This window comes from Roseburia rectibacter, assembly GCF_014287515.2.
Taxonomy (GTDB): Bacteria; Bacillota; Clostridia; order Lachnospirales; family Lachnospiraceae; genus Roseburia; species Roseburia rectibacter.
Window position 1 is genome coordinate 3,212,656 of record NZ_CP092473.1, and the last position, 23,490, is coordinate 3,236,145.

22 protein-coding genes are annotated in these 23,490 nt (G+C 42.1%); 3 read left to right on the top strand and 19 right to left on the bottom strand.

All coding sequences use genetic code 11. The annotated features are described in order from the left end of the window. On the top strand, positions 1 to 831 hold the full coding sequence (locus tag H8S51_RS14800; RefSeq protein ID WP_186899990.1) for a hypothetical protein: 831 nt from the start codon (positions 1 to 3) through the stop codon (positions 829 to 831). A 117-nt stretch (positions 832 to 948) separates the two neighbouring features. Here the strand turns inward: H8S51_RS14800 and glyA are convergent, their stop codons facing one another. The 11 genes from glyA to H8S51_RS14855 form a co-directional block, all read right to left on the bottom strand. Next, positions 949 to 2,190 carry a serine hydroxymethyltransferase gene (gene glyA / locus H8S51_RS14805; RefSeq protein ID WP_186899991.1) on the bottom strand — a complete coding sequence of 414 codons (1,242 nt, stop codon included), beginning with the start codon at positions 2,188 to 2,190 and terminating at the stop codon, positions 949 to 951. 140 nt (positions 2,191 to 2,330) lie between these two features. Next, positions 2,331 to 2,609, bottom strand: coding sequence for a DUF1294 domain-containing protein (locus tag H8S51_RS14810; protein ID WP_117921092.1), 279 nt, complete (start codon positions 2,607 to 2,609; stop codon positions 2,331 to 2,333). 65 nt (positions 2,610 to 2,674) lie between these two features. Then, the gene (secD, locus tag H8S51_RS14815; RefSeq protein ID WP_186899992.1) at positions 2,675 to 4,834 is read right to left on the bottom strand and encodes a protein translocase subunit SecD; all 2,160 of its coding nucleotides are present in this window, start codon (positions 4,832 to 4,834) and stop codon (positions 2,675 to 2,677) included. Between the two features lie 25 nt (positions 4,835 to 4,859). Next, positions 4,860 to 6,233: a thioether cross-link-forming SCIFF peptide maturase gene (scfB, locus tag H8S51_RS14820; protein WP_186899993.1), complete on the bottom strand. Its 1,374-nt coding sequence runs from the start codon at positions 6,231 to 6,233 to the stop codon at positions 4,860 to 4,862. A gap of 286 nt (positions 6,234 to 6,519) precedes the next feature. Next, on the bottom strand, positions 6,520 to 6,660 hold the full coding sequence (gene scfA / locus H8S51_RS14825; RefSeq protein WP_044998835.1) for a six-cysteine ranthipeptide SCIFF: 141 nt from the start codon (positions 6,658 to 6,660) through the stop codon (positions 6,520 to 6,522). A gap of 147 nt (positions 6,661 to 6,807) precedes the next feature. After that, positions 6,808 to 8,199: a uracil-xanthine permease family protein gene (locus tag H8S51_RS14830; protein WP_186899994.1), complete on the bottom strand. Its 1,392-nt coding sequence runs from the start codon at positions 8,197 to 8,199 to the stop codon at positions 6,808 to 6,810. Between the two features lie 286 nt (positions 8,200 to 8,485). Beyond that, a complete protein-coding gene (locus H8S51_RS14835) occupies positions 8,486 to 8,878 on the bottom strand; it encodes a TIGR04086 family membrane protein (RefSeq protein ID WP_186899995.1) in 393 nt (130 codons plus the stop codon). Positions 8,879 to 8,984: 106 nt separating this feature from the next. Beyond that, positions 8,985 to 9,863, bottom strand: coding sequence for an aldose 1-epimerase family protein (locus H8S51_RS14840; RefSeq protein WP_241070758.1), 879 nt, complete (start codon positions 9,861 to 9,863; stop codon positions 8,985 to 8,987). A gap of 120 nt (positions 9,864 to 9,983) precedes the next feature. Then, positions 9,984 to 10,637 (bottom strand): PAQR family membrane homeostasis protein TrhA, encoded by a 654-nt coding sequence (gene trhA / locus H8S51_RS14845; RefSeq protein WP_006856484.1) that lies wholly within the window; start codon positions 10,635 to 10,637, stop codon positions 9,984 to 9,986. A 265-nt stretch (positions 10,638 to 10,902) separates the two neighbouring features. After that, positions 10,903 to 12,294: an asparagine--tRNA ligase gene (asnS, locus tag H8S51_RS14850; protein WP_117921088.1), complete on the bottom strand. Its 1,392-nt coding sequence runs from the start codon at positions 12,292 to 12,294 to the stop codon at positions 10,903 to 10,905. 54 nt (positions 12,295 to 12,348) lie between these two features. Next, entirely contained in the window at positions 12,349 to 13,623 is a 1,275-nt protein-coding gene (locus tag H8S51_RS14855) for a trigger factor (protein WP_186899997.1), read from the bottom strand. Positions 13,624 to 13,762: 139 nt separating this feature from the next. Between H8S51_RS14855 and H8S51_RS14860 the strand changes: the two genes are divergently transcribed. Continuing rightward, positions 13,763 to 14,056 carry a hypothetical protein gene (locus tag H8S51_RS14860; protein WP_186899998.1) on the top strand — a complete coding sequence of 98 codons (294 nt, stop codon included), beginning with the start codon at positions 13,763 to 13,765 and terminating at the stop codon, positions 14,054 to 14,056. Between the two features lie 31 nt (positions 14,057 to 14,087). On the opposite strand, the gene H8S51_RS14865 is transcribed toward H8S51_RS14860, so the two are convergent. The 4 genes from H8S51_RS14865 to H8S51_RS14880 are packed head-to-tail and all read right to left on the bottom strand — an operon-like array spanning position 14,088 to position 17,248. Continuing rightward, positions 14,088 to 14,834, bottom strand: a complete 747-nt coding sequence (locus H8S51_RS14865; protein WP_186899999.1) for a hypothetical protein — start codon at positions 14,832 to 14,834, stop codon at positions 14,088 to 14,090. A gap of 27 nt (positions 14,835 to 14,861) precedes the next feature. Then, complete coding sequence (locus tag H8S51_RS14870) at positions 14,862 to 16,145, bottom strand: diaminopimelate decarboxylase (RefSeq protein WP_186900000.1); 1,284 nt, start codon at positions 16,143 to 16,145, stop codon at positions 14,862 to 14,864. 19 nt (positions 16,146 to 16,164) lie between these two features. Beyond that, on the bottom strand, positions 16,165 to 16,497 hold the full coding sequence (locus H8S51_RS14875) for a branched-chain amino acid transporter permease (RefSeq protein ID WP_117921084.1): 333 nt from the start codon (positions 16,495 to 16,497) through the stop codon (positions 16,165 to 16,167). Then, on the bottom strand, positions 16,487 to 17,248 hold the full coding sequence (locus H8S51_RS14880) for an AzlC family ABC transporter permease (RefSeq protein ID WP_117921083.1): 762 nt from the start codon (positions 17,246 to 17,248) through the stop codon (positions 16,487 to 16,489). The genes H8S51_RS14875 and H8S51_RS14880 overlap by 11 nt, the downstream gene beginning before the upstream one ends. A gap of 163 nt (positions 17,249 to 17,411) precedes the next feature. Between H8S51_RS14880 and H8S51_RS14885 the strand changes: the two genes are divergently transcribed. Then, positions 17,412 to 18,506, top strand: coding sequence for a lytic transglycosylase domain-containing protein (locus tag H8S51_RS14885; protein WP_186900001.1), 1,095 nt, complete (start codon positions 17,412 to 17,414; stop codon positions 18,504 to 18,506). A gap of 103 nt (positions 18,507 to 18,609) precedes the next feature. Here H8S51_RS14885 and H8S51_RS14890 read toward each other — a convergent pair whose 3' ends face one another. The 4 genes from H8S51_RS14890 to H8S51_RS14905 form a co-directional block, all read right to left on the bottom strand. Further along, entirely contained in the window at positions 18,610 to 19,065 is a 456-nt protein-coding gene (locus H8S51_RS14890; protein ID WP_117921081.1) for a MarR family transcriptional regulator, read from the bottom strand. 169 nt (positions 19,066 to 19,234) lie between these two features. After that, the gene (locus H8S51_RS14895) at positions 19,235 to 20,146 is read right to left on the bottom strand and encodes a S1 RNA-binding domain-containing protein (RefSeq protein WP_186900002.1); all 912 of its coding nucleotides are present in this window, start codon (positions 20,144 to 20,146) and stop codon (positions 19,235 to 19,237) included. A gap of 266 nt (positions 20,147 to 20,412) precedes the next feature. Continuing rightward, positions 20,413 to 22,707 (bottom strand): sensor histidine kinase, encoded by a 2,295-nt coding sequence (locus H8S51_RS14900; RefSeq protein ID WP_186900003.1) that lies wholly within the window; start codon positions 22,705 to 22,707, stop codon positions 20,413 to 20,415. Beyond that, positions 22,679 to 23,386: a response regulator transcription factor gene (locus H8S51_RS14905; protein WP_015520092.1), complete on the bottom strand. Its 708-nt coding sequence runs from the start codon at positions 23,384 to 23,386 to the stop codon at positions 22,679 to 22,681. The genes H8S51_RS14900 and H8S51_RS14905 overlap by 29 nt, the downstream gene beginning before the upstream one ends. Positions 23,387 to 23,490 lie beyond the last annotated feature (104 nt).

The following is a 23,490-nucleotide window of genomic DNA, read 5'->3' on the forward strand; positions in this document are numbered from 1 at the left end:
ATGAAATCAATGAAACAGATTGTCTGCACCATTCTTACACTTTGCCTGTGTGTCGGATTATTCATGATCCCTTCCACTCCGGTATCCGCTGCAACCACACCAAGTGTGTCAAAAAATGTCGATGTTTACTATTATCCAAGCTACCCTGATGTCAATGATTATGCCATTAGTGTAAATCTTGGAACATACGGAAAAAACATTAAAAATATAAAAACAAACAGTAAAAATCTGAAAGCAAAATTAACAAGCCTGAATCTGAATACCACTCAAAACACTGGCTATATCGGTGTCTATGCAAAGAAAACCGGTAATTACAAAGTTACTTTTGATGTATACAATGCCAAAAACAAAAAAGTAAAATCACTCTCTGTAAAGGTAAGGGTACTAAGCGCAGTCTCTTCCAACAATTATCCTTTCAAGAGTTTAACTTTCGATGGGAAATATTATGATTATTCGACTCTTTACACCAAAGATTCTGTCAAGATCAATGTAAAAATGAACAAAGGATATAAATTAAAGAAAATTGAATACAGAACTTACAGTAAACCAACAGTAACCTCTTCAACTTCTACCAGTAAATCCATCTCAAATACAGAGAAAACCACAAAAACCGCAAACGGAAAAGCTATTAAATTAGGACGTTATGCAAGCTATTCCGGATACAGCTATGTATATGAATCTACATACTCTCCTGATTATAATTATGAATCACATAATATGTATACAAGCCTGCTTGCGCCAACGACTGTAATAATTACTTACCAGGACAAGAACAAACAGACCCGAAGCATAAACTATACACTCTTCCGTATTGCAGATGATGTAAAATAGAAGGCTGTATTCTTTACAGATATATACTTATTATTACACCAAAAAGCGAGAAAACCATCAAAAACTGGTTTCCTCGCTTTTTGTTCTATCATATCAGAGTATTGTTTGTATTCTTTTCTATCTCTCTAACGGATATTTCTCTGTCAGAGATTTTACGATTGCACGCGCTTTATCAGCTGCCGACTCACCCTCCTTGATCATCATGGCGATCGCCTCTGCGATCTGATCCATATCCTCTGTATTAAGACCACGGGAGGTAACTGCCGGTGTTCCAAGACGTACACCGCTGGTTACGAACGGAGATTTCGGATCGTTTGGGATCGTGTTCTTGTTGCAGGTGATATTGACAGAATCGAGAAGTTTCTCCACTGCCTTTCCGGTCTGATCATAATTTGTCAGATCAACAAGCATCAGGTGATTGTCTGTACCGCCGGATACGATTTTAATATCACGGCTTAACAGTCCCTTGCAGAGTGCCTGTGCATTATCGATAATATTCTGCTGGTATACTTTAAACTCCGGCTGAAGTGCCTCTTTAAAGCAGACTGCCTTCGCAGCAATCACATGCATCAAAGGTCCGCCCTGGATTCCAGGGAAAATAGCTTTGTTAAAGTTATATTTGTCTGCGATTTCCTGACTGGATAAGATCATGCCTCCACGCGGTCCACGCAGTGTCTTGTGTGTTGTGGTTGTGACAACGTGTGCATACGGGATTGGGCTTGGATGAAGTCCTGCAGCGACAAGTCCTGCGATATGTGCCATATCGACCATCAGAACTGCTCCGCATGCATCTGCGATCTCACGGAATCTTTTGAAATCAATGGTTCTCGCATAAGCACTTGCACCTGCGATGATCATCTTCGGCTTGCACTCCATTGCGATCTCTTCTACTTTATCATAATCGATAAATCCCTCATCATTGACACCGTAAGGTACAATATGGAAATACGTACCGGAAAAGTTCACTGGGCTTCCGTGTGTCAAATGTCCGCCATGGTCTAAATTCATTCCCATCACTGTATCACCCGGTTTTAAGATGGCAAACTGGACTGCCATATTTGCCTGTGCGCCGGAATGAGGCTGTACATTGGCATACTCACATCCAAAAAGCTCTTTCGCACGCTCTCTTGCAAGCTCCTCCACTACATCCACACATTCGCATCCACCGTAATATCTTTTTCCCGGATAACCCTCTGCATATTTATTCGTAAGAACGCTTCCCATTGCTGACATTACTGCCTTGCTCACCCAGTTCTCGGATGCGATCAGCTCAATATGGCTGTTCTGACGCTCAAATTCATCGGTAATGGCATTTGCCACTTCCATATCAACTGCCTGAATATCTTCCAGTGTATACATAATTGGTAATACTCCCTTCCTTTGCTGTTTGATCAATGTGTCTTTCTACCAAAAACACTTGTCTTTTATTTCTGTTTATCATTATATATGACTTCCCTTTTTTTGGCAATTCCAAATACCACAGCAGTTATATCAAATAATTATAAATGGTATAAGCCCTGTCGATAAAGCAGGATTGCTGCCACGATCTGCAAAGCCAGGATCAACGGCATTCCTATGACAAAATACCAGTGTCTCGTCTTATGGTGGAACACATACATTCCAGCCCATGTTCCGATACTGCCTCCTAAAATGCTGACCAGAAAAAGCATTCTCTCTGAAATACGCCACCGGTGCATTCTCGCACGTCTTTTATCATCTCCCATGATAAGGAATCCAGCCAGATTTAAAAATACCAGATAAGCTGTAATCGTATCCATGATTTTCTCCTCTCACAAAAAAACCCCGGCAAAACTACCGGGGCTTTCATTCATAACAACAGTTTTTATTCTGTTACCTTATTTTTACCTACATGAATCTTCATCACATACCACAACTCTGTTGCAATACAGATAGATGAATAAGCACCGCAGATAAGACCTGCCATCAGAGGAAGTGCAAATTCACGGATGCTGGTCACACCGAGGATGAACAGCATAAATACCATAACAAAAGTCGTCCAGGAAGTATTGATGCTTCGTGACAACGTCTGTGTCAGGCTTCGGTTTGCAATTTCCATCAGAGACTCTTTCGTCTGCTTGCCATGTTTTGCTGCAAGGTTCTCACGGATACGGTCAAAGATAACGATCGTATCGTTGACGGAATAACCAATGATCGTCAGCATACATGCGATAAAGGTATTTCCGACAGAAATACGCATCAGGGCATATACGGTAAGTACGACTAAAACGTCATGAACCAGGGCAATGATCGCACTTGCACCAAAACGGATATCTTTGAAACGGAACCAGATATAGATCAACATGCAGATTGTTGAAATGATCACCGCTTTAAATGCATCCGCACGCATCTCGCCACTGACTGTGGAACTGATACTCTGGAATGTGATCGTAGATTCATCCACATCAAAATTGTCTGCAAGTGTCTGGTTCAATGTATCACGTTCTTCCTTAGACAAAGTTCTTGTCTTGATCGTGATCTGTGTTGTTCCCTCCACTTTGTTTGCCTGGATATTGCTGTCTCCGGTCACTTCTTTTACAGCCGGGATAATGTCTTTCTCAATGTCCTCAATGGTATATTCTTTACCAAAATCAGCAGTAGTGGAAGTTCCTCCCATGAAATCAAGTCCATAATTTAAGGAATTCTGACCGGATGCTTTATGTGCTCCCATACCAATGAATCCGGCAGCAATAATTGCAAGAGAGATTCCAAAGAACACATATCTCTTCTGCAGGAAATTAATAGTCTTTCTCTCTTTGGCACGTCCGTAGAATTTCTCATCTCTAAGTCCTAACCAGTAGAAAGCATAAAGAATCCATCTTGTCACAACAAGTGCTGTAAACATGGAAAGGATAATACCAATCATAAGTGTATAAGCAAATCCTTTTACAGTACCGGAACCTAATGACATCAATACGACAGATGCGATCAAGGTTGTGATGTTACCATCTAAGATTGCGGACATTGCCTTATGGAAACCGGTTTTCATTGCAGTAATAACTGACTTACCTGCTGCGATCTCCTCACGGATACGTGCGAAGATGATAACGTTGGCATCTACCGCCATACCGATACTTAAGATGATACCGGCAATACCAGGTAATGTTAATGTGATTTCAAATAAGTATAAGGTTGCGATCACAAGTGCTGTATAGATCGCAAGTGCTAAAGTTGCTGCAACACCCGGAACTGCATATACGATGATCATAAAGATCATAACGATCACAAGACCGATCGCTGCTGCTTTTAAACTGGAGGAGATTGCCTGGCTTCCAAGCTGTGCCCCTACCACGCTGGACTCTAACTCTGATAACTGCAGGGAAAGAGAACCGATACGGATCTGTGTTGCTAAAGTCTGCGCCTCTTCAAAAGTACTCTGACCGGAAATCTGTGCTGTACCTCCGGTAATTGCCTCCTGTACGGTAGGATAACTGATGATTTCTCCATCATATACGATTGGAAGTGCTTTTCCGACATTTTCAGATGTAACATCTCCGAAAGTCTTTGCACCCTCATCCGTCAGGGTAAGCTGTACAACGTACTGTTTGTTACCATACTGGTCTGTGGTTGTTGCAGCCTGTGCATCTGCTACCTGATCACCTGTCATAAATACAGTACCATCAGAAAGCTGGAACTCTAAGGAACCCGGATTACCCAGTTCCTCTAATATCTTGCTCGCATCTGTAACACCAGGGATCTCAACGGCAATACGGTCATCTCCGACCTGATATACAGAAGCCTCTGTACTGTAACTTTCCACACGCTTCTGGAGTTTGTAGATCGTATCACTCATATCTTCTGCGCTTGGATTTTCATCCATGACCTGATAGGTAATCGATACACCACCGGACAGATCAAGTCCAAGCGGAATACTCATTTCCTCCCCAATACCGGTCGATGAAAGAATAATAGATGCATAATAGGCAAGTCCCACAAATGCAGCGAGAATCGCAACTAATATGACTGCTGCTTTACTCTTTTTCATTTTCTTTTTCCTTCCTGTTTCTTTTTTATTCACAATCGGCTTCGGCAGCCTTAATCATGATTGCACATTCAATACGTTTTTTCTGCAGTTCACATCCGATATCATATGCTCCGCAGATATCACCGCTGAAATTATACGCATTTGCTGCACATCCGCCGCTACAGTAGAACCTGGCAAAACATTTTCTGCATTTTTCTTTTGCATAGACGTTGCAGCACTTAAATTCATCACGGATCTCTGTATTTTTAATCCCCTCATCCACATTGCCGAGCAGGAACTTCTCATTGCCTACAAACTGATGGCACGGATAAAAATCACCCCAAGGCGTTACCGCAAGGTACTCGGTTCCCGAACCACAGCCGGACAGACGTTTTGCCACACACGGACCACCTTCAAGATCGATCATAAAATGGAAGAAATTAAAATCATCTCCCTCTTTGTGACGTCTTACCATCTCTGCAGCAAGCTTGTCATATTCCTCAAACAGTTTCGGAAGATCCTCCTCTGTGATCGCATATGGCTCACTCGGCTCTGCAACTACCGGCTCCACAGAAATCTGTTTGAAACCAAGATCGGCAAGATGAAGTACATCTGCTGCAAAATCAGGATTGTAGTGTGTGAATGTACCACGCACATAATATTTGTCCTGATGTCTGCTCTCTGCAAATTTCTGGAACTTTGGAACGATCAGATCATAACTTCCTGCCCCTTTGCGGAACGGACGCATCTTATCATGAACTTCCTTTCTTCCATCGATACTTAAGACCACATTTGCCATCTCTTTATTACAGAATTCCATGATCTCGTCATTTAAAAGCACACCATTTGTGGTCAGTGTAAAACGGAAATTCTTGTCATGCAGCTTTTCCTGCTCTCTTCCATAAGCAACTAAGTCTTTTACGACCTGCCAGTTCATAAGCGGCTCGCCGCCAAAGAAATCCACCTCAAGATTTCGTCTGTTACCTGAATTGGCAATTAAGAAATCCAGTGCCTTCTTTCCAACTTCAAAGGACATCAGTGCCCTTCTTCCATGGTACTCTCCCTCCTCAGCAAAGCAGTACTGACATGCCAGGTTGCAGTCATGTGCAATATGCAGGCAGAGTGCCTTGACAACCGTCGGGCGTTTTTTGAAATCCATGATATAGTTTTCGTAAGTGTCCTTTGTAAAAAGCGACTCCTCATCGATCAATGTCTGGACTTCATCGATTGCTTCCTCCACTTCCTCTTTGCCGTATTTTCCGGACAGTGCAGATACGATCTCATCCCTTGCATACGATTCCGGCTGGCTCTGATCGATCATCTCAATGACATCATAAGTCACGTCATCCACCACATGAATCGCTCCGCTGTTTACATCTAAAACAATATCATAGCCGTTGTTCTTATACTGATGAACCACTATAATATTTCCTCTCTTTCTATCTGATTTTACAGCAAAACATTTAAAGTTTTCTGCAAATCAATGTATTTTTTTCAAGTATTACGGCATTTTAATGTTGCCGATAAAACGTACAAATGACCGCACGCTATGCGAACGGTCGTTTGCAGATTCCACTTATATCCGACCGTATGATTTTCATCGTTGTATCACACAGTCATTTTGTATCATGCCATGATGGCATATCTGGCACTCATATGCACAATTTTTACCATGCTATGCATGCCCGGCTGTACCAGTTCAAATCTTATTTGTGCTCGCAGCTCTGGTTTCCTACTGTACAGGATGTCTTGCATGCAGACTGGCAGGATGTCTGGCACTCGCCGCAGCCACCTTTTTTGATTGTGTTCTGTAATCTCTTGGTATTTAATGTCTTTACATGTTTCATGATGCTTCTCTCCTTTTTTGTAATTTCCGCACACATGGGATACGCCATTTGCCCACTCCCCGTAATACTATGTATTTATTCGCTTTCGCGCGGAGTTCTATTAACCTGTATAGTATAACATAACTTTTTTCATATGGGAAGTTTTTTTTATTCCGCATCCTTCGGCAGGATGATATTAAAGATGATCGCCACAATGGCTGCCGGAACAATACCGGAACCGCCAAAGATCAACTGGATACCCTGCGGCAGATGTGCAAGAATACCACTGCTTGATCCGATTCCGTAGCCAAGTCCCAACGCAACGGAAACGATCGTGATATTGCGCATTGTCATCGGTTCTTTTGTGATAAGCTGGATTCCACTGATCACGATGGATGAAAACATCATAACAGCCGCTCCGCCAAGTACACTCTGCGGCATGATCGAGATCAGTGCTGCAAGTTTCGGGAATAAACCGCATAAAATCAGAAATACTGCTCCTGAGGCAAGCGCCATACGGTTTACGATCTTTGTCATTGTGACAAGTCCTACATTCTGGCTGAAAGAAGTATTCGGCAGTACACCAAAAAGTGCTGCAAGGGAAGAACCGATCCCATCACATATGACACCGCCGGAAAGTTCTTTGTCAGTAGCTTCTCTGTCCATTCCGCCTTCCATAACGCCGGAGATATCTCCGACTGTCTCAACTGCAGTGACAATAAACATAATCAAAACCGGTACGATTGCTCTCCAGTCAAATACCAGTTTGACCGGCATTAATTTCGGAACGGAAAACCACGCTGCATCCGCAACTTTATCCCAGTTTAATACCCAGGCTTTTGTATATTCCACACCGTCTGCATTGATCCCTGTTGTTGGCAGAACCAGCCCCATGACTGCTGCAATAATATAGCCTGCCACGATACCGATCAGAATTGATGAAGCGCTCGCCATGCCTTTCATCCAGTGTTTGACTGCTACGATGATCAGTAAAACGGCTGCACCAAGCAGTAAATTTTCAACAGAGCCAAAGTCATTTGCCGTATTGCCGCCGCCAAAAGAATTGACCCCAACTGCGATCAGGGATAATCCGATCGACAATACGACCGTTCCTGTAACAACCGCAGGGAAAAATTTACGAAGCGGTTTTAACAGGAAACCAAGAATACACTCAAACAGACCTCCAATGACGGATGCACACATAATTGCCCCATACGCAAGAATGCCTCCTCCCATCACCTGAACTACACTGTTGAACACACCGATAAATCCGGAACTGGTTCCCATGATGATCGGTACCTTTCCGCCAACCGGTCCGATCGCAAACAACTGAATCAGCGTCACGATTCCGGCGATCAGCATCGCATTCTGTAAAAGGTCGACCTGCAGACCCCCAAACTCTTCACCCGCAATGCCACATGCCCCTGTAATGATCAGGATCGGTGTCAGGTTTCCAACAAACATTGCCAGCACATGCTGTAATCCCAGAGGGATTGCCTTTTTCAGTGGAAGTTTTCCATAAAATTCGTACTCTGCTCCCTGTCTCTTTTGACTTTCCATCTTTTCCTCCTCGTGTGTATTTTTTGCATGAATCATTGATATTCCCTGCTCATACACGCTTTTCTATGAGTATATCACGCTCCCAATATCCAGCGCAAGTACTCTGTGTATATCTGATGACCTGGACAGATATTTAGCTGTTACTGTTCACACATACTGTGTGAGCAGTAACGATTACAGCCCATTTTAAATGCATCTTCGATGCATGGGGCTGTAATCTGGCATATTATAGTCTTTGGCGCACAGCTTGACAGCAAGTGTCAAGCTTGCGAGTGAACAGTAAATTTTAGCTGATCATGCCCCCCGCCATACCGGATGCTGCACAGAGTATAAATGTTGTTGCCACCTTGGGAATCTCCATGGATATTCCCTGTTTAACCAGCACCGATATCAGAAATAAAATGCAAAAATAAATGGTACCTGCCGCAAATCCCCATAAAAATTTCTGTGTTTTCATAATTTTTCCCATTAAAAATCCACCGATCGCACCGGAAACAATATAGATGACAACGATTCCAACTTTCACTGCCGCTTCACTCAGATCAAACTTATACAATAGTGCTGCTAAAAGCAGCAGGAACAGGCAGCTTAACAGGAACATGACAAGTACAGACACCACTGCCGCGGCGACCGGATTGTTCTTTGCATCTCTTGTTTTCATTTTTGACTGTATATTCATTGTCCACTCCATAGATTTTAGATTCTGTTTCACTATATGAAAAAAACGCAAAAGCTATGCAGAGTTTGCATGCTTTTGCGTTTTTTAGTTTATACCTTTTGTTAGCTTATAAATATAAGATGCTGTATGCTGCTTTGAATGTTCCGCCCTGCGGCAGCATGTTTTCGTAGTCGCGCTCCTGTAATGTACCGGTAAAATCTGTGGCATCGCATCTTCCGTACCACGGTTCAATGCAGACAAACGGAGCATTTTTTCCTTCCGGCGACCATACTGCAAATAATGGTGTGTCAAATTTTACAGTTACATATGGTGCTCCGTCACGATCAAGTAAGGAAACTTCTTTCGTCTGTTTTCCCTCTGCCATGTAGGTGCATTTATCAAAAAATCCTTCTGTAAATGTCACGCAGCCATCTTTTAATGGTAAAATTTCATCTTCCATCACAGCCATGCCATCCGGTGTATTTCCATGATGATGGATCGTGTCCGTAAGCCCGCCAAATTTCAGTCCATATCCGGTTTTATTTGCTTCCCCGTGAATCGGACAGTTGAATGCAGGATGTGCTCCGATAGCAAACCAGAGTTCTTTTGTGTCAGTGTTTTCCACAGTCCAGTTCACTTTTACCTCATTTTTGCACAATTCATAGCCAATGTGCAGTGTAAAATGAAATGGATATTTTTCAAAAGTCTCTTCTGTATCAGACAGCACAAATGAAATGGTTTCTGCGGTCTGTTCTTCTAATGCAAATTCCATATCTCTTGCAAATCCGTGTTGTCCCATCTTATAGGTTTTTCCATCGTAACGGTATTCTTTGTTTTTGGGCGCACCGACAAACGGAAATAATACAGGGGATGTTCTGCCCCAGTACTTTTTATCACCACACCACATATATTCAAAGTTATCTGATTTTCTTTTTACAGATTTGATCTCTGCTCCAAATGAGTCAATCTCCACTTTTAAATTTTCATTTTCCAACGTATATCTCATATCTGTCTCCTCTTCATACAGGCATTTCATTTCTCATCTGCCTGTCACTGCTCATTTTTCATTGCTGTTACATTATAACCTAACTTTTCCATAAAATCTATCCGGCAATCGTTTTATTTTTCACGCTACATACTGATACATGAATACAAAATGGCAGATGCTTCCAGCCATGACAAACAGATGAAATACTTCATGGGAGCCAAACTGACTGTGCTTCGCGTTGAACACCGGCAGTTTTAATGCATAGATCACACCGCCGACAGTATAGATCAGACCGCCTGCAAGCAGCCACAAAAATGCTGCCTGGGAAAGAGTGGCTAACAGTTCCCGGAATACAAACAGACACACCCATCCCATTGCGATATAGATCACGGATGAAAACCACTTCGGGCAGTTGATCCAGAGCACTTTTATCAGCATTCCTGCCGCCGCAATGCCCCACACTGCCGCAAGCAGCGTATAACCCGACTTCCCGCCAAGTACGATCAGACATACCGGCGTATAAGATCCGGCAATCAGGACAAATATCATCATATGGTCGAGTTTGCGGAATATCTTTAAAATTTTATCCCGGACAACAAGCGAATGGTACACCGTACTTGCACCATAAAGCAGCACCATGCTTCCCATAAACACGGCCATTGCCAGAATCGTTGTATGATTTCCATTCAGCGCAGCCTTGACTAACAACGGCGATGTGGCAAATATTGCCATCATCATAGCTATAAAATGTGTAATAGCGCTTCCCGGTTCACGAATCCCTATCTGTAACATAATATGACCTCCTTTTAGCAAAATAGTATTTATTATTTTTACATGTAGTATTTATTACTATATCTTTTGTATTTTGATACTACTACTTATTATACATTATGTCAATTATATTTATGCTACATTTTTTCTCAATTTTTGCAGGTTTTTGGAAGGTTTACACAAATTTGCAGAACGAATTTTCCTATGAAGATTTGGATATCAAAAAAACTGCCGCCCGCAGAATCTTATTCATCCGGGCGGCAGTCCTCTGTAAATCTATTCTTTTTTATAATTCGCAGTTGTTTACGGTTCTTGGGAACGGAATAACATCACGGATGTTAGACATTCCTGTCAAATACATAACGCAGCGCTCGAAACCGAGTCCGAATCCTGCATGTCTTGCAGAACCATATTTGCGGAGATCCAGATAAAACTGATAATCTTCTTCTTTTAAGCCGAGTTCATTGATTCTTGCAAGAAGTTTGTCGTAATCATCCTCTCTCTGGCTTCCTCCGATGATCTCACCGATGCCAGGTACTAAACAGTCTACTGCTGCAACTGTCTTTCCATCATCGTTCATCTTCATGTAGAATGCCTTGATCTCCTTCGGATAATCCGTTACGAATACCGGACGTTTGAAGATCTCTTCTGTCAGATAACGCTCATGCTCTGTCTGAAGGTCTGTTCCCCATGATACTTTGTACTCGAACTTGTCATTGTGCTTCTCTAAGATTTCAACAGCCTCTGTATATGTCACGCGGGCGAAATCAGAATTTGCTACATGCTGTAAGCGCTCTAAGAGTCCCTTATCAATAAAATTATTAAAGAATGCCATCTCTTCCGGTGCGTTCTCAAGTACATAGTTGATGATGTATTTTAACATGCTCTCTGCTAAGATCATGTCATCCTCAAGATCTGCAAATGCGATCTCCGGCTCGATCATCCAGAACTCTGCTGCATGTCTGGTCGTATTGGAATTTTCTGCACGGAACGTCGGTCCGAATGTGTAGATGTTCTTAAATGCCATCGCATAAGTCTCACCGTTTAACTGTCCGCTTACGGTAAGGTTGGTCGGCTTATTAAAGAAATCCTTGGAATAATCCACGGTTCCATCCGGATTTTTCGGAAGATTGTTCATATCAAGTGTTGTCACCTGGAACATCTCTCCTGCACCCTCACAATCACTGCCTGTGATCAGTGGTGTGTGTACATATACGAAGTCTCTCTCCTGGAAAAACTTATGGATCGCATAAGCGATCAGGGAACGTACACGGAAAACCGCTTCAAATGTATTTGTTCTCGGTCTTAAATGAGAGATCGTTCTTAAATATTCAAAACTGTGTTTCTTTTTCTGCAGCGGGTAATCCGGTGTGGAAACACCCTCGATGTCAATCTTCTCTGCCTGGATCTCAAACGGCTGCTTGGTTCCCGGTGTTGCAACGAGTTTACCTGTCACAATGATCGCTGCACCAACGTTTAATTTTTCAACGTCGTCAAAGTTTTCCAGAACATCTGAATACACGACCTGAACCGGTTCAAAAAATGTTCCGTCGTTTACCACGATAAATCCAAAATTTTTGGAATTACGGATGCTTCGCACCCATCCACCGATCGTCACGGTCTGATCCACATATTCTTCCTGTTTGCGGAATAAATCCCTTACATTTACCATATCCATAATTGAATCCTCCAATCCCCATCTCTTTGGTCTTCTTTTGGGATATTTATTTGATTAATTTGCTGCTTCTGTCTCTGTTGCATCAACAGCTTCCTGTGGCTCTGCACTTTCTGTGCTCTCTGTCTCTGCCGGAGCCTCCACAGTTACTTCTGCGTTATCCTTGACAGACTGTAATGCAAGATTATCCACATAGATCTGTCTTAAATACTTCTCGCCATACGTTGCATCGCCATAACCATAGTTCTTATATAAATCTTCTTCTGATGAAAAATTGTTACTGCTCATCAGTGTCTGCACATAGGAAGAAAATCCGTCTTCATCAAGCTCTGTTCCTTCTTTTTCTGCGATCGCACCTGTGATGAACTCCATGGAAATATTTTTCTCCATGCCGGATCTCCATTCCTGGCGTACCTCATCAAGTGTCATATTATACTGTTTGCTGACATAATCTTCCAGTTTGGAATCATCCCCGTCACAGTTGTTCTGTACAAACTGTTTCTCATAATCATTGACACGGGCTGTCAGATAATCCTCCGGAATGTCTACTTTACAGTTATCTAACAGATACTGCTGCACTGCTGCATAAGTGTCACTGTCCTTGTTGCTGCTTGCAGTGTTCTCAAGAAAAGTTTTGATCTGTGCATACATATCATCTACAGTATCAGCCTGGAACTGTTTCTGTGCGAACTCGTCATCCACATCATCAAGTGTCATCTCTTTCTGGATGGAATTGACTGTAAATGTAAATACAACCTGCTTTCCGGCAAGATCTGCATTACCGTAATTATCCGGGAATGTCACATCGCTGTCAATGACATCGCCGACCGATGCACCTTTTAAATCATCTGTAAAGCCATCAATAAAGGAGCTTGACTGGCTTCCTGCGGAACAGTTATTGTCCACATCGATATTCTGATCCTCGGCACTTCCATTATCGAATGCCTCTCCGTCTAATTTTCCAACATAGTCCACATTTACGATGTCACCCTCACCAACCGTGGTTTTGGTATCATCTGCAACATAGAACGGTCCATAATAAGAGAACATCTGCTCAAAATAATCTTTTGCATCCTGATCGTCCACATCATAATCACCGGTGATAGTAACCGGCACTTTGCTGTAATCACAAAGTGTTACATAATCAGATGCCTTCAGATCATAAGCAGGACTCTCATATTCTACTGCTGCTTCTGCTTCTGTCGTTTCTGTACCGTTTACTGATTCTGCAATCTCTGTTCCCTCTGCGGCATTATTTTTCTTGCCGCCACATCCGAGTGCAGTGACTGCCATCATCGTACAAAGCATTAATACTACTATTTTTTTCTTCATAATTATAATTACCTTTCTAATCCTTTCAGACGAGCTTTTCCGTCTAACCTTAATAACATACCACAATTTCTGCAAAAATAAAAGCATGTTTGACAAAAGTTATCACATATGATAGTTTTTTGAAAAAGGGGCTGAAATAATGGGAAAGACACTTATATTAGGAAAAGATACAAAACAACTCGATAAAGATGTGGAATTATGCCGCACAACCAATGAAAGGATCAGTAATCAGGCAGCACAGTTACTGATTGAAAACCAGATCCCTTTTACAAGAAGTTTTATTAAGATTCCATTTTTTTTACGTGAAAAATACCGTGGCGCACACCAGTTTTATGTGATCAATACCAACCGCAACCGTTATTCACAGGCAAGACATACACTCGATCATATGGATTCTGTTTTCCGGCGCGGATTGATCGTGAGCAATTATTAAGATGGGGACTTGAAAATTCAGGTCCCCTTTTTTATACCTCACAGACCTCATACAGGTAACTGTTTCCCTGTTTTCCAACTCTGTCTACAATCTTTAAATCTGTCAGTATCAGAAGTACTGTCTGCGCCAGCGACACAGGTATTTTCGCATATTTTGAAAAATCTTTCGTAGTAAAAGGCTCCGGCAGATCAAACGGGATAAACTGCATATAATCTTCCCTTCTCTCGATGCATACCTCTTCCACAAACTGCACCGGAATACGGTCATAGCGCTCACTGCCTTTCTTTTTATCTTTGCTCCAGCCGTTTAGCAGACGGTATTCTTCCATATCGATCAGGGCAAAGCGAAATCTCAGATTTTCATCTTTTAAAAAAGGACGGATTTTATATAACTCTTTAAATGCCAGATAAGGATTACCTTTTTTCGGCGACTTTCGCTTTGGTGACATTTCCCCGCTCTCCTCGTCGATCCAGGAAAGCCATTTGATATGAGGAATCGGATAAACGATCGTTACCGGATAGCTTTTTAGAAATGCATCGAGTTTTCTTCTCATAACATTAAAGGAGCGCGTCTGTATCTCGATGATCTCGGTTCCTGTAAAAATATCTGCCACAAAATTTTCGATCGGAATCTCATGCATGTCCGTATCCGGTGCATAATAATTTTTCAAAACGGCATGTACCGTTTTCTCGGAAAGCGTCCCGATTCCCTGACGTTCCCTGTTTATCCCGATCACTTTATTTTTTGCAGCTTCAAACCTTACTTCATCAATACACATGACACACTCCCTTTGCAGAATGCAGTCCTATTTTCTTTCCGGATGCTTCATGTCCTTTAAAATATCAAAACAGTCAAAAGTTCTGAAGTAATCATCCGGTGTCTCCGCACGGCGGATTAACTGGGTAGAACCATCTTCTTTTAACAATACCTCCGCAGAACGAAGTTTTCCGTTATAGTTATATCCCATGGAGAAACCATGTGCTCCGGCATCATGGATCACAAGCAGATCTCCCATGTCGATCTTCGGCAGCATACGGTCGATGGCAAATTTATCACAGTTCTCACAGAGGGAACCTGTTACATCATATTTGTGGTCACATGGCTCGTCCTCTTTTCCCATAACGGTAATATGATGATATGCCCCGTAAATTGCCGGACGCATCAGGTTGACCGCACAGGCATCCACACCGATATACTCTTTGTAAGTATGTTTTTCATGGATGGCTGTCGTAACAAGGCAACCATACGGTGCTAACATGAAACGACCCATCTCTGTATAGATAGAGATATTTCCAAGTCCTGCCGGAACTAAGATCTCCTCAAAAGCCTCTTTGACGCCCTGACCGATCACACGGATATCATTCGGAGTCTGATCCGGAGTATAAGGTACACCAACACCGCCGGAAAGATTGATAAACCGGATATCGCATCCGGTCTTATCGCGCAGTTCCACAACTAATTCAAACAACTGTCTTGCCAGTTTCGGATAATATTCGTTTGTCACTGTGTTGCTTGCTAAAAACGCATGCACGCCAAAATGCTTTGCACCTTTTTCTTTTAAAATTTTAAATCCCTCGATGATCTGTTCATGGGTGAATCCATATTTTGCATCACCAGGATTGTCCATGATCCCGTTGCTCATCTTAAACACTCCGCCCGGATTATAACGGCAGCTAATTGTCTCCGGAATCTTTCCGATCGTTTTCTCTAAGAAGTCAATGTGGGTAAAGTCATCTAAGTTGATGATCGCACCAAGTTCATTTGCAAATTTAAACTCCTCGGCCGGTGTATCATTTGAAGAAAACATAATATGTTTTCCATCAAAACCCTGGGAATCTGCCAGCATTAATTCTGTTAAAGATGCACAGTCGCAGCCACAGTCATATTCTTTTAAGATATCAAGAATATATGGGTTTGGTGTTGCCTTTACCGCAAAATATTCACGGAATCCCGGATTCCAGGAAAATGCCTCTTTGACTGCCTTAGCATTTTCACGGATTCCTTTCTCATCGTAAAGATGAAACGGTGTCGGATATTTTTTTACGATCTCTTCGAGCTGTTCTTTGGTTACAAAAGGTTTCTTCTTCATAATTTTTCCTCCAAGATATTTAAAATACAGCCTGTACCAGCACCATATAAAGCACTGTGCCGACGCCGATACTAAGCAGGTTGTTTCGTTTCCAGACATGAAGCAGTATCACCACTGCCACGGATATAAACTCCGGAAGCCCATATGGATAGGATGTAATACTTACCGCCTTTAAGCAATAAATCACCAGCATCCCTATCACTGCGGGCGGCAGCACCTTTCCAAGGTACTGTATCACAGGCGGGATCGGTTTTCCCGGCGGAAAGAATAAAAACGGGCAGAGTCTTGTAAAAAAGATCGTTCCCGCAACTGCTGCAATGATAACAAGTGAACGTGCCACACTAACCGGCATGATGCTCTACCTCCTTTTTCTGTTCTGTTTCTTTATCCAAAAACTTTCTGTACGGAAGCAGAATTAACATAATGCAGATCATGGTCGGCAGGATAAAATTGTCTGCCCCAAAGATCAGCAGGCAGATCAGTCCGCATCCAAGTCCGATCAGCACACTCGGACGGTTTTTTGACTCCATCCACTGTTCCACCATGATCACAACAAACAATGCCGTCATCGCAAAATCAATGCCTGTTGTGTCGATTGGAAGCACCGAACCAAGCAGTGCTCCGATCGCCGAACCTGCGATCCAGTAAAGCTGGTCTAACAGTGCGATCGCAAATAAGAACTGTCCTTCGTCCACATCCTTTGGCACTTTCGTTACAAAAAATAAGGAATATGTCTCATCTGTCAGGGAAAAGATCATATACAGACGTTTTTTTCCCATCTTTGCAAAACGCTCTAACAACGACAGTCCATAAAAAATATGCCGGATATTTAACATAAACTCCATAAAGATCACCTGTAAAAGGCTCACACCCGGTGCAAAAAAGTTCACGGCGAGATATTGTCCGCTCCCTGCATAACAAAGAACGCTCATCAATATCGCCCACAGAAAATTATACCCTTTTTCCTGGATCATCACTCCGAAAGCCATGCCGATAAACAGATATCCTGTCATGACCGGTATGGTATATGGAAATGCGGCTTTAAATGCTTTTCCATAGGAGGATTTTTTACTTATTTTGTTTTTTTCTATTTCACAATCCATTTCTTTTATCTATCCCCTGCACTTTATCACTTTAGCTTATCGCACTATGTACTCTACAACAATTTTTACGATACATCAAGACAATTTTCAACAAAAACTTCACTATTGCAAAAACATGTGCTATACTTTTTCTAGTCGCGTTTTACACGAAAAGGAGTTATGAATGAGTATTACCGTATTAAACTATATGGATCAGGCATTAGTTGACCGTATCCATTCGCAGGCTGCCAAACGTGCCGAAACTGCAAAGCAGACTACTTCAGACGATTTTGCAACCGTGTTAGCTGACAGTACAAAAGCTATAGAAAACAATCAGAACACCATCAGCACCAATACCGCCGTATCTGATACATCGACCGTATCCACAGGTCAGACTGCTGCATCATCCGCAAGTTCTTATACTTCGAGCGAGCTTGACTCTATTTTCGAAGATGCAGCCAATACCTATGGTGTTTCTTCTATTATACTAAAATCAATTGCAAAAGCAGAATCCGGATTTAATCCGTCTGCCGTAAGCAGTGCAGGTGCCGTCGGTATCATGCAGTTAATGCCATCGACCGCTGCTGCTCTTGGCGTTTCTAATTCCTACGATGCCAGAGAAAATATCATGGGCGGTGCAAAATATATCAGTCAGTTATTGTCCAACTATCAGGGAAATATCTCCCTTGCTCTCGCCGCTTACAATGCCGGCAGTGCAAATGTTGACAAATACGGCGGCATCCCGCCTTTTACTGAGACACAGAATTACGTTAAAAAGGTTCTCTCTTATATGGAAGAATTTGGTTCTGCTGTTTCTAATACGGTATCTTCCGTTTCAGACCAGCTTTCTTCTATTTTCAGTCTGACCGGAACTGCAAGAGATGAAGCAAATCAGATGCTCGCTGATTTCTTCTCCTCCAAAAATATCAGTAAAGATGCACTCGATATCTTAACTGCTATTTTAAAATTAAAAAATATGATATCTGGTCAGACAACATCAACAGATGTCTCTTCTGCTTTACAGAATACGGATACTACAACATCTGCTGTGGGAAGTACCTCTGAAACCCCATCCGACCGCACTGCAGTCCTTACTTCCATAAATTCTGATTCTGAAACAATTGAAGATATCACAAAAGACATCCCTGTACGCGTGATTCCTTCTGCAGAAACAGATACGGACGAAGATACTGATACTAAAACAAACACAGATATTGATGCAGCTGTCAGCACAGATACTAATGACGATGTCAGTACAGACACTGACAGTGAATCTTAAATATCCTGTTGCCTGCGGATTGCCCGCAGGCAATTTTTATGTCGATCCTATGGATCTCAAAACTTCTGTCTGATCCGTAACTGTTTCATACTTTCCTATATCGTTATGATAATTCTTCAATCTGTCCCTCTAAGTAGTGATTAAATTCTTTCATAAACTGATACACCGTCTTTACATCCTCTGTAGAATAATGGGACAAAAACTCCATATCCCTTTTTTCCCAGCGTTTGTGACGTTTTGCATGTTCCTCAAACAACATTTTTCCTAGATCCGTCAGTTTAAAATAGACTTCTTTTTTGTTTGATTCCAAAGTGTATTTTTCAATCAGACCTTTCGCTAACAGCTTCTTTGTCATTTTGCTGATCGCGCCTCTTGTCATCCCCATATTTTCTGCGATCTTGGTAACATTGGGTAACTCTAATCTTCCAATATAGTCAATACAGTGCGTCTCGGAATAGCCATATTCATCGAGACATTTCCCCTCGGTCAGCTTCGAGAGCATGTCCTGCCGCTCTAACATCAGCGCAAGCTCTTTTAACAGAAGCTCCTGCTCTTTCATACATCCACTCCCTTACATAAAAGCAAATATTGTTTCCTTGTCAACAATTACTTCTGTTTTAATATAGCGCAAGTTTGTTTCCTTGTCAACAATATATGACAAAGATTCTGGGGAAAAAAACAGAGGCGTCAAGATTTTTGTCTCTTGATGCCTCTGATGTTTTTACTGCTTACGCGTCAAAGTGAAATCCTGCCAGTAAAGAGCCTAGGCTGGTGCCTGTGGATTCTGTATCGGTATATTTTTCTAATTCTTCCTCTGCAACACCTTCGGTATCAACCATCTCTTCCTGCAGTGCTTTCATGCTGAGGCTGATCTTATTATCGTTGGTATTGACAACTTTTACTTTTACCTTCTGTCCCTCTTTTAACACTTCGGACGGCTTTTTGATACGGCGCTCACAGATCTGTGAAATATGTACCAGACCACTCAGTCCGTTTCCAAGGTTTATGAATGCACCATATGGCATCAGTGACTCAACAGTTCCTTCCATGACAGTGCCAGGCACGATCATGGAGATCTTGTGTTTACGTTCTTCGGCTTCTGCCTCTCTTGCTACTGCCTTGCCGGATAAAACAAGTTTTTCTTTTTCTGCATCCACAGTGATCACGCGTACCTCGATCTCTTTTCCGATCCACGCATCGGTATCTTCCACATAATCAAGTGTGATCTGCGATGCCGGGATAAATGCACGGATACCTTCCAGATAAGTAACAACACCGCTCGGTACGCTCTCTTGGATGCGCACTTTTACTGTCGTCTCACCTTCCATCATCTGTTTTAATTTATCCCATGCGAGTATATCGTTTGCTTCTTTCTTTGAAAGTACGATATTGCCTGCACCATCGTCTTTCTGTACCACTGTTGCCTCGATCACATCACCTTTATGTACCTGCTCTAGCACATTAAAATCAGGATCATTGCTTAAATCTGCAACTTTGATGATACCCTGCGCATAATATTTTAAATCCAGTGTTACTTCCTCTTCATTTACATCAATGACAGTACCGGAAATGATGTCTCCCTCGTTGATCCTGCGGAAAGAGGCTTCCAGTTCGTCTTTGTAGTCGTCCATTGTTTCCATTGTGTGATCCTCCCATTTGTTAATTGTAATACCTGTAAAACTCACCCACTTTTTCTGAAATTGCGAGAGACTGACACATGAAACGAAGGCACGCTTCCGCTGCGTGTCGCTCGCAACGGATACTAAGTGACCAAAATACGGTCACTAAGTACCGGCGGCTCCCCAGCACCTTCTTATTCATTTGTCAGTCTCTCGCAATAGCTCCACATTTTGTTGAGTTTTGCAGAGATCTACATTTTCTAAACGGTATTATAACACACCCGTCCCTAAAACAAAATGACAACTTTGAACAGATCCCCGTCGACCTCGACGTGGAATTCGCCGTCCTGGGCTTCGGTAAAACTTTTTGCGATCGCAAGACCAAGTCCGGAACCTTCTGTGTTTCTTGAACTGTCGCCACGCACAAATCGTTCCGTGATCTCATCACCGCTGATATGTATTTCCTCAGCAGACATATTTTTTAAGATGATTTCCACAAGGGATGCTTTCTTTCGCACCTCTAAATAAACCCTGCTGCCCTGCATTGCATATTTGACCACATTGACAAAGAGATTTTCAAAAATGCGGTAGGTTTTCTGGTTATCAAGCATTAACAGTACTTTCTCTTCCGGCACATTCCACTTAAGTTCGAGTCCCCGCTCTTTCATCTTATCCACATGTTCAATACTTACCTGTTTGATCAGGTTTACAACATCAAGTTCCATCTTATTAAGTACGATATTATTGCTGTTTGCCTTGCTGACTTCAAAAAGATCTTCGATCAGCACCTTAAGGCGCAGTGATTTACGCTCTAAAGTATCAATGTAAGAACGTCTTTCTTCCTCCGTGATGTCTTCTTTTTTCAGCAGTTCAATGTATGTCGTGATGGCAGTGAGCGGTGTTTTTAAGTCATGTGAAACATTTGTGATCAGTTCTGTTTTCATACGCTGGCTCTTTACCTCTTCCTCCACAGCTTTTTTCATACCGGTCTGGATCTGCGCAAGTTCGTACCGGAACGGATTAAATATGCCAAAATCCCCCTGAATCTCCTGATCAAGATTACCTTCTGCGATCGTCTGCATGGCATCTAACATCGCATGATAATCTTTATTGATCTGCTCATAATGTTTCTTTATAATAAAAAACAGGACGATCGAATAGACAACTAATGCACCGATCCCAAAGAACCAGAACAAGGAACAGGCTGCAAGCACTGCAAAGTTTATAACGACAACTTTTAAGATCAGTTTTGTCGTTTCCTCACTGAAATCAATGTGTGTGATCTCCCCGGAGAGTGTGTTCCACCACTGTCTGATCCGGTTGCCTGTCTTTTTAAACTGTTTTATTATCCATGGGAAGATCTGATAGACCAGACTGTATCTTTTAACATATTCCCATAGTCCGACTGAAAATACCGGTCTCAGCAGATATGCGGCTGCAAACCACATTGCATAGATCAGCCACAAAGTTCCAACTACAGTAAGTACGCTGATCACAACATCATAAACCTGTCCACCCATCAGTTCATCTGCCGCATCCGAAAATGAATCAAATCCATATGACCAGATAAGTTCCATAAAGTAATTCTGCAGACACAGTCCGCAGATCACACCTGTGACTCCAAGTTCTGCCGCGTAAGCATGTACCTTTCCATCATTTAAGATATTGCCTCCGGCTTTTTTCCCTGTCATAAAAAACATAAATGCGATCACCGCTACAACAGATGCGCCATACAATGGAAGTGCCCCATTAATTTTATAGGCGGACAGCTTTTCAAAATAATCTTCTTCCTCATCACTGCCAGAATCATAAAGAATATTTTCAGATGCTTTCTCTTTGGAAATACCGATCACAAACTCTATATTTTCCGGTCCTTTGAGCACGGGCATGTCTGTCGGATTAAAATATTCTTCCAGATTAGTTTTTAACAGTTCACTGCGTTCCTGTGCCCCTAAGGATTTTACTAAAAGATCGCCGCTATTTTCCCTGTCTGACAGCAGAGGAATTACTTCCATCGCCCCGACTTCATTAAATTTTACCGCAAACAATTCGCTGTAATATTGTGCCAGTTGTTCACTGACATCCTTTTCCTCTCCACCGAGTACACTCTCTAAATTCTGCGTTGTATTTTTCAGTTTACTTCCATCTTCGGATTCCATGACGCAATAATCAATCTGGGAACGGATTTTTTCAAACTGACTGCTCCATTCATCCATCACCGACAATACTTCATCATTGGTTACCTGCTCTAATTGTTCCTGTGACTCCCACCTGTCGGTTTCATCCGCTTTTGCATAAGATGCGATATAAAGATCTGTTGCTGACATCTCCGTCTCACTCTTCTGATTCTGATATTCCAGATCGAGCAGATAAAATCCCTCATACAGATTTTTCAGAAACTGTGTCCGAATCTGCGTATCACTGTCTGCACCTGTTTTTGCTGCTTCTGTCTTTTGCATCCAGTCTTTGCTTCTGCGATTGATTCCCGGATAGCATAAAAAATTGATAACTGCTAAAACAAGAAGAAACCCTGCTGTTATCACAATCCCCGCCTTACGGCTGTTTTTCCATTTTATATCCAACGCCCCACACCACCTTTAAATATTTTGGTTCTCTCGGATTGATCTCGATCTTATCCCTGATATTTCTCACATGCACCATAATCGTATCCGTATTGATCGCTTTTTCATTCCAGACACGCTCGTAAATCTCGTCCGCCGAATAAACTCTTCCCGGATTTTTCATCAGAAGTGCTAAGATTTTAAACTCAATCGGTGTCATTTTTACCGGTTTTCCATCCACAAATACTTCTACCGTATCTTCATTCAGCTCAATTCCGCCAATGATATGTACCCTGTCATTTTCCTTTTTCTCCTGACTTTTGTTGTTAAACTTTGTATAACGCCGGATCTGGGAATTGACGCGCGCCATCAATTCTAACGGCGTAAATGGTTTTGTCACATAATCGTCCGCTCCGATGTTCAGCCCGATCACTTTATCTGTCTCCTCTGATTTCGCCGAAAGCATAATTACAGGAAAATCATGATGTTCCCTGAGTTTTAATGTCATTGTTACCCCATCCATACGCGGCATCATGATATCAACGATCGCAAGATGTATCTCCTTACTCTCAATAATCTCTAAACCTTCTATACCATCTGCCGCCTTATAAACGTTATAATTCTGGCTTTTTAAAAATATCTCGATTCCATCACGGATCTCTTTGTCATCTTCTACGATTAAAATATTGTACTGTTCCATTATTTTTGTCTGTGTGAAAGATTTTCACACTTCTCCCCTTTTCTTTCTGTGCCGCAGATATTCCTTTTTGCCACACTTCCTATCAGTATATCATTTACCTTATC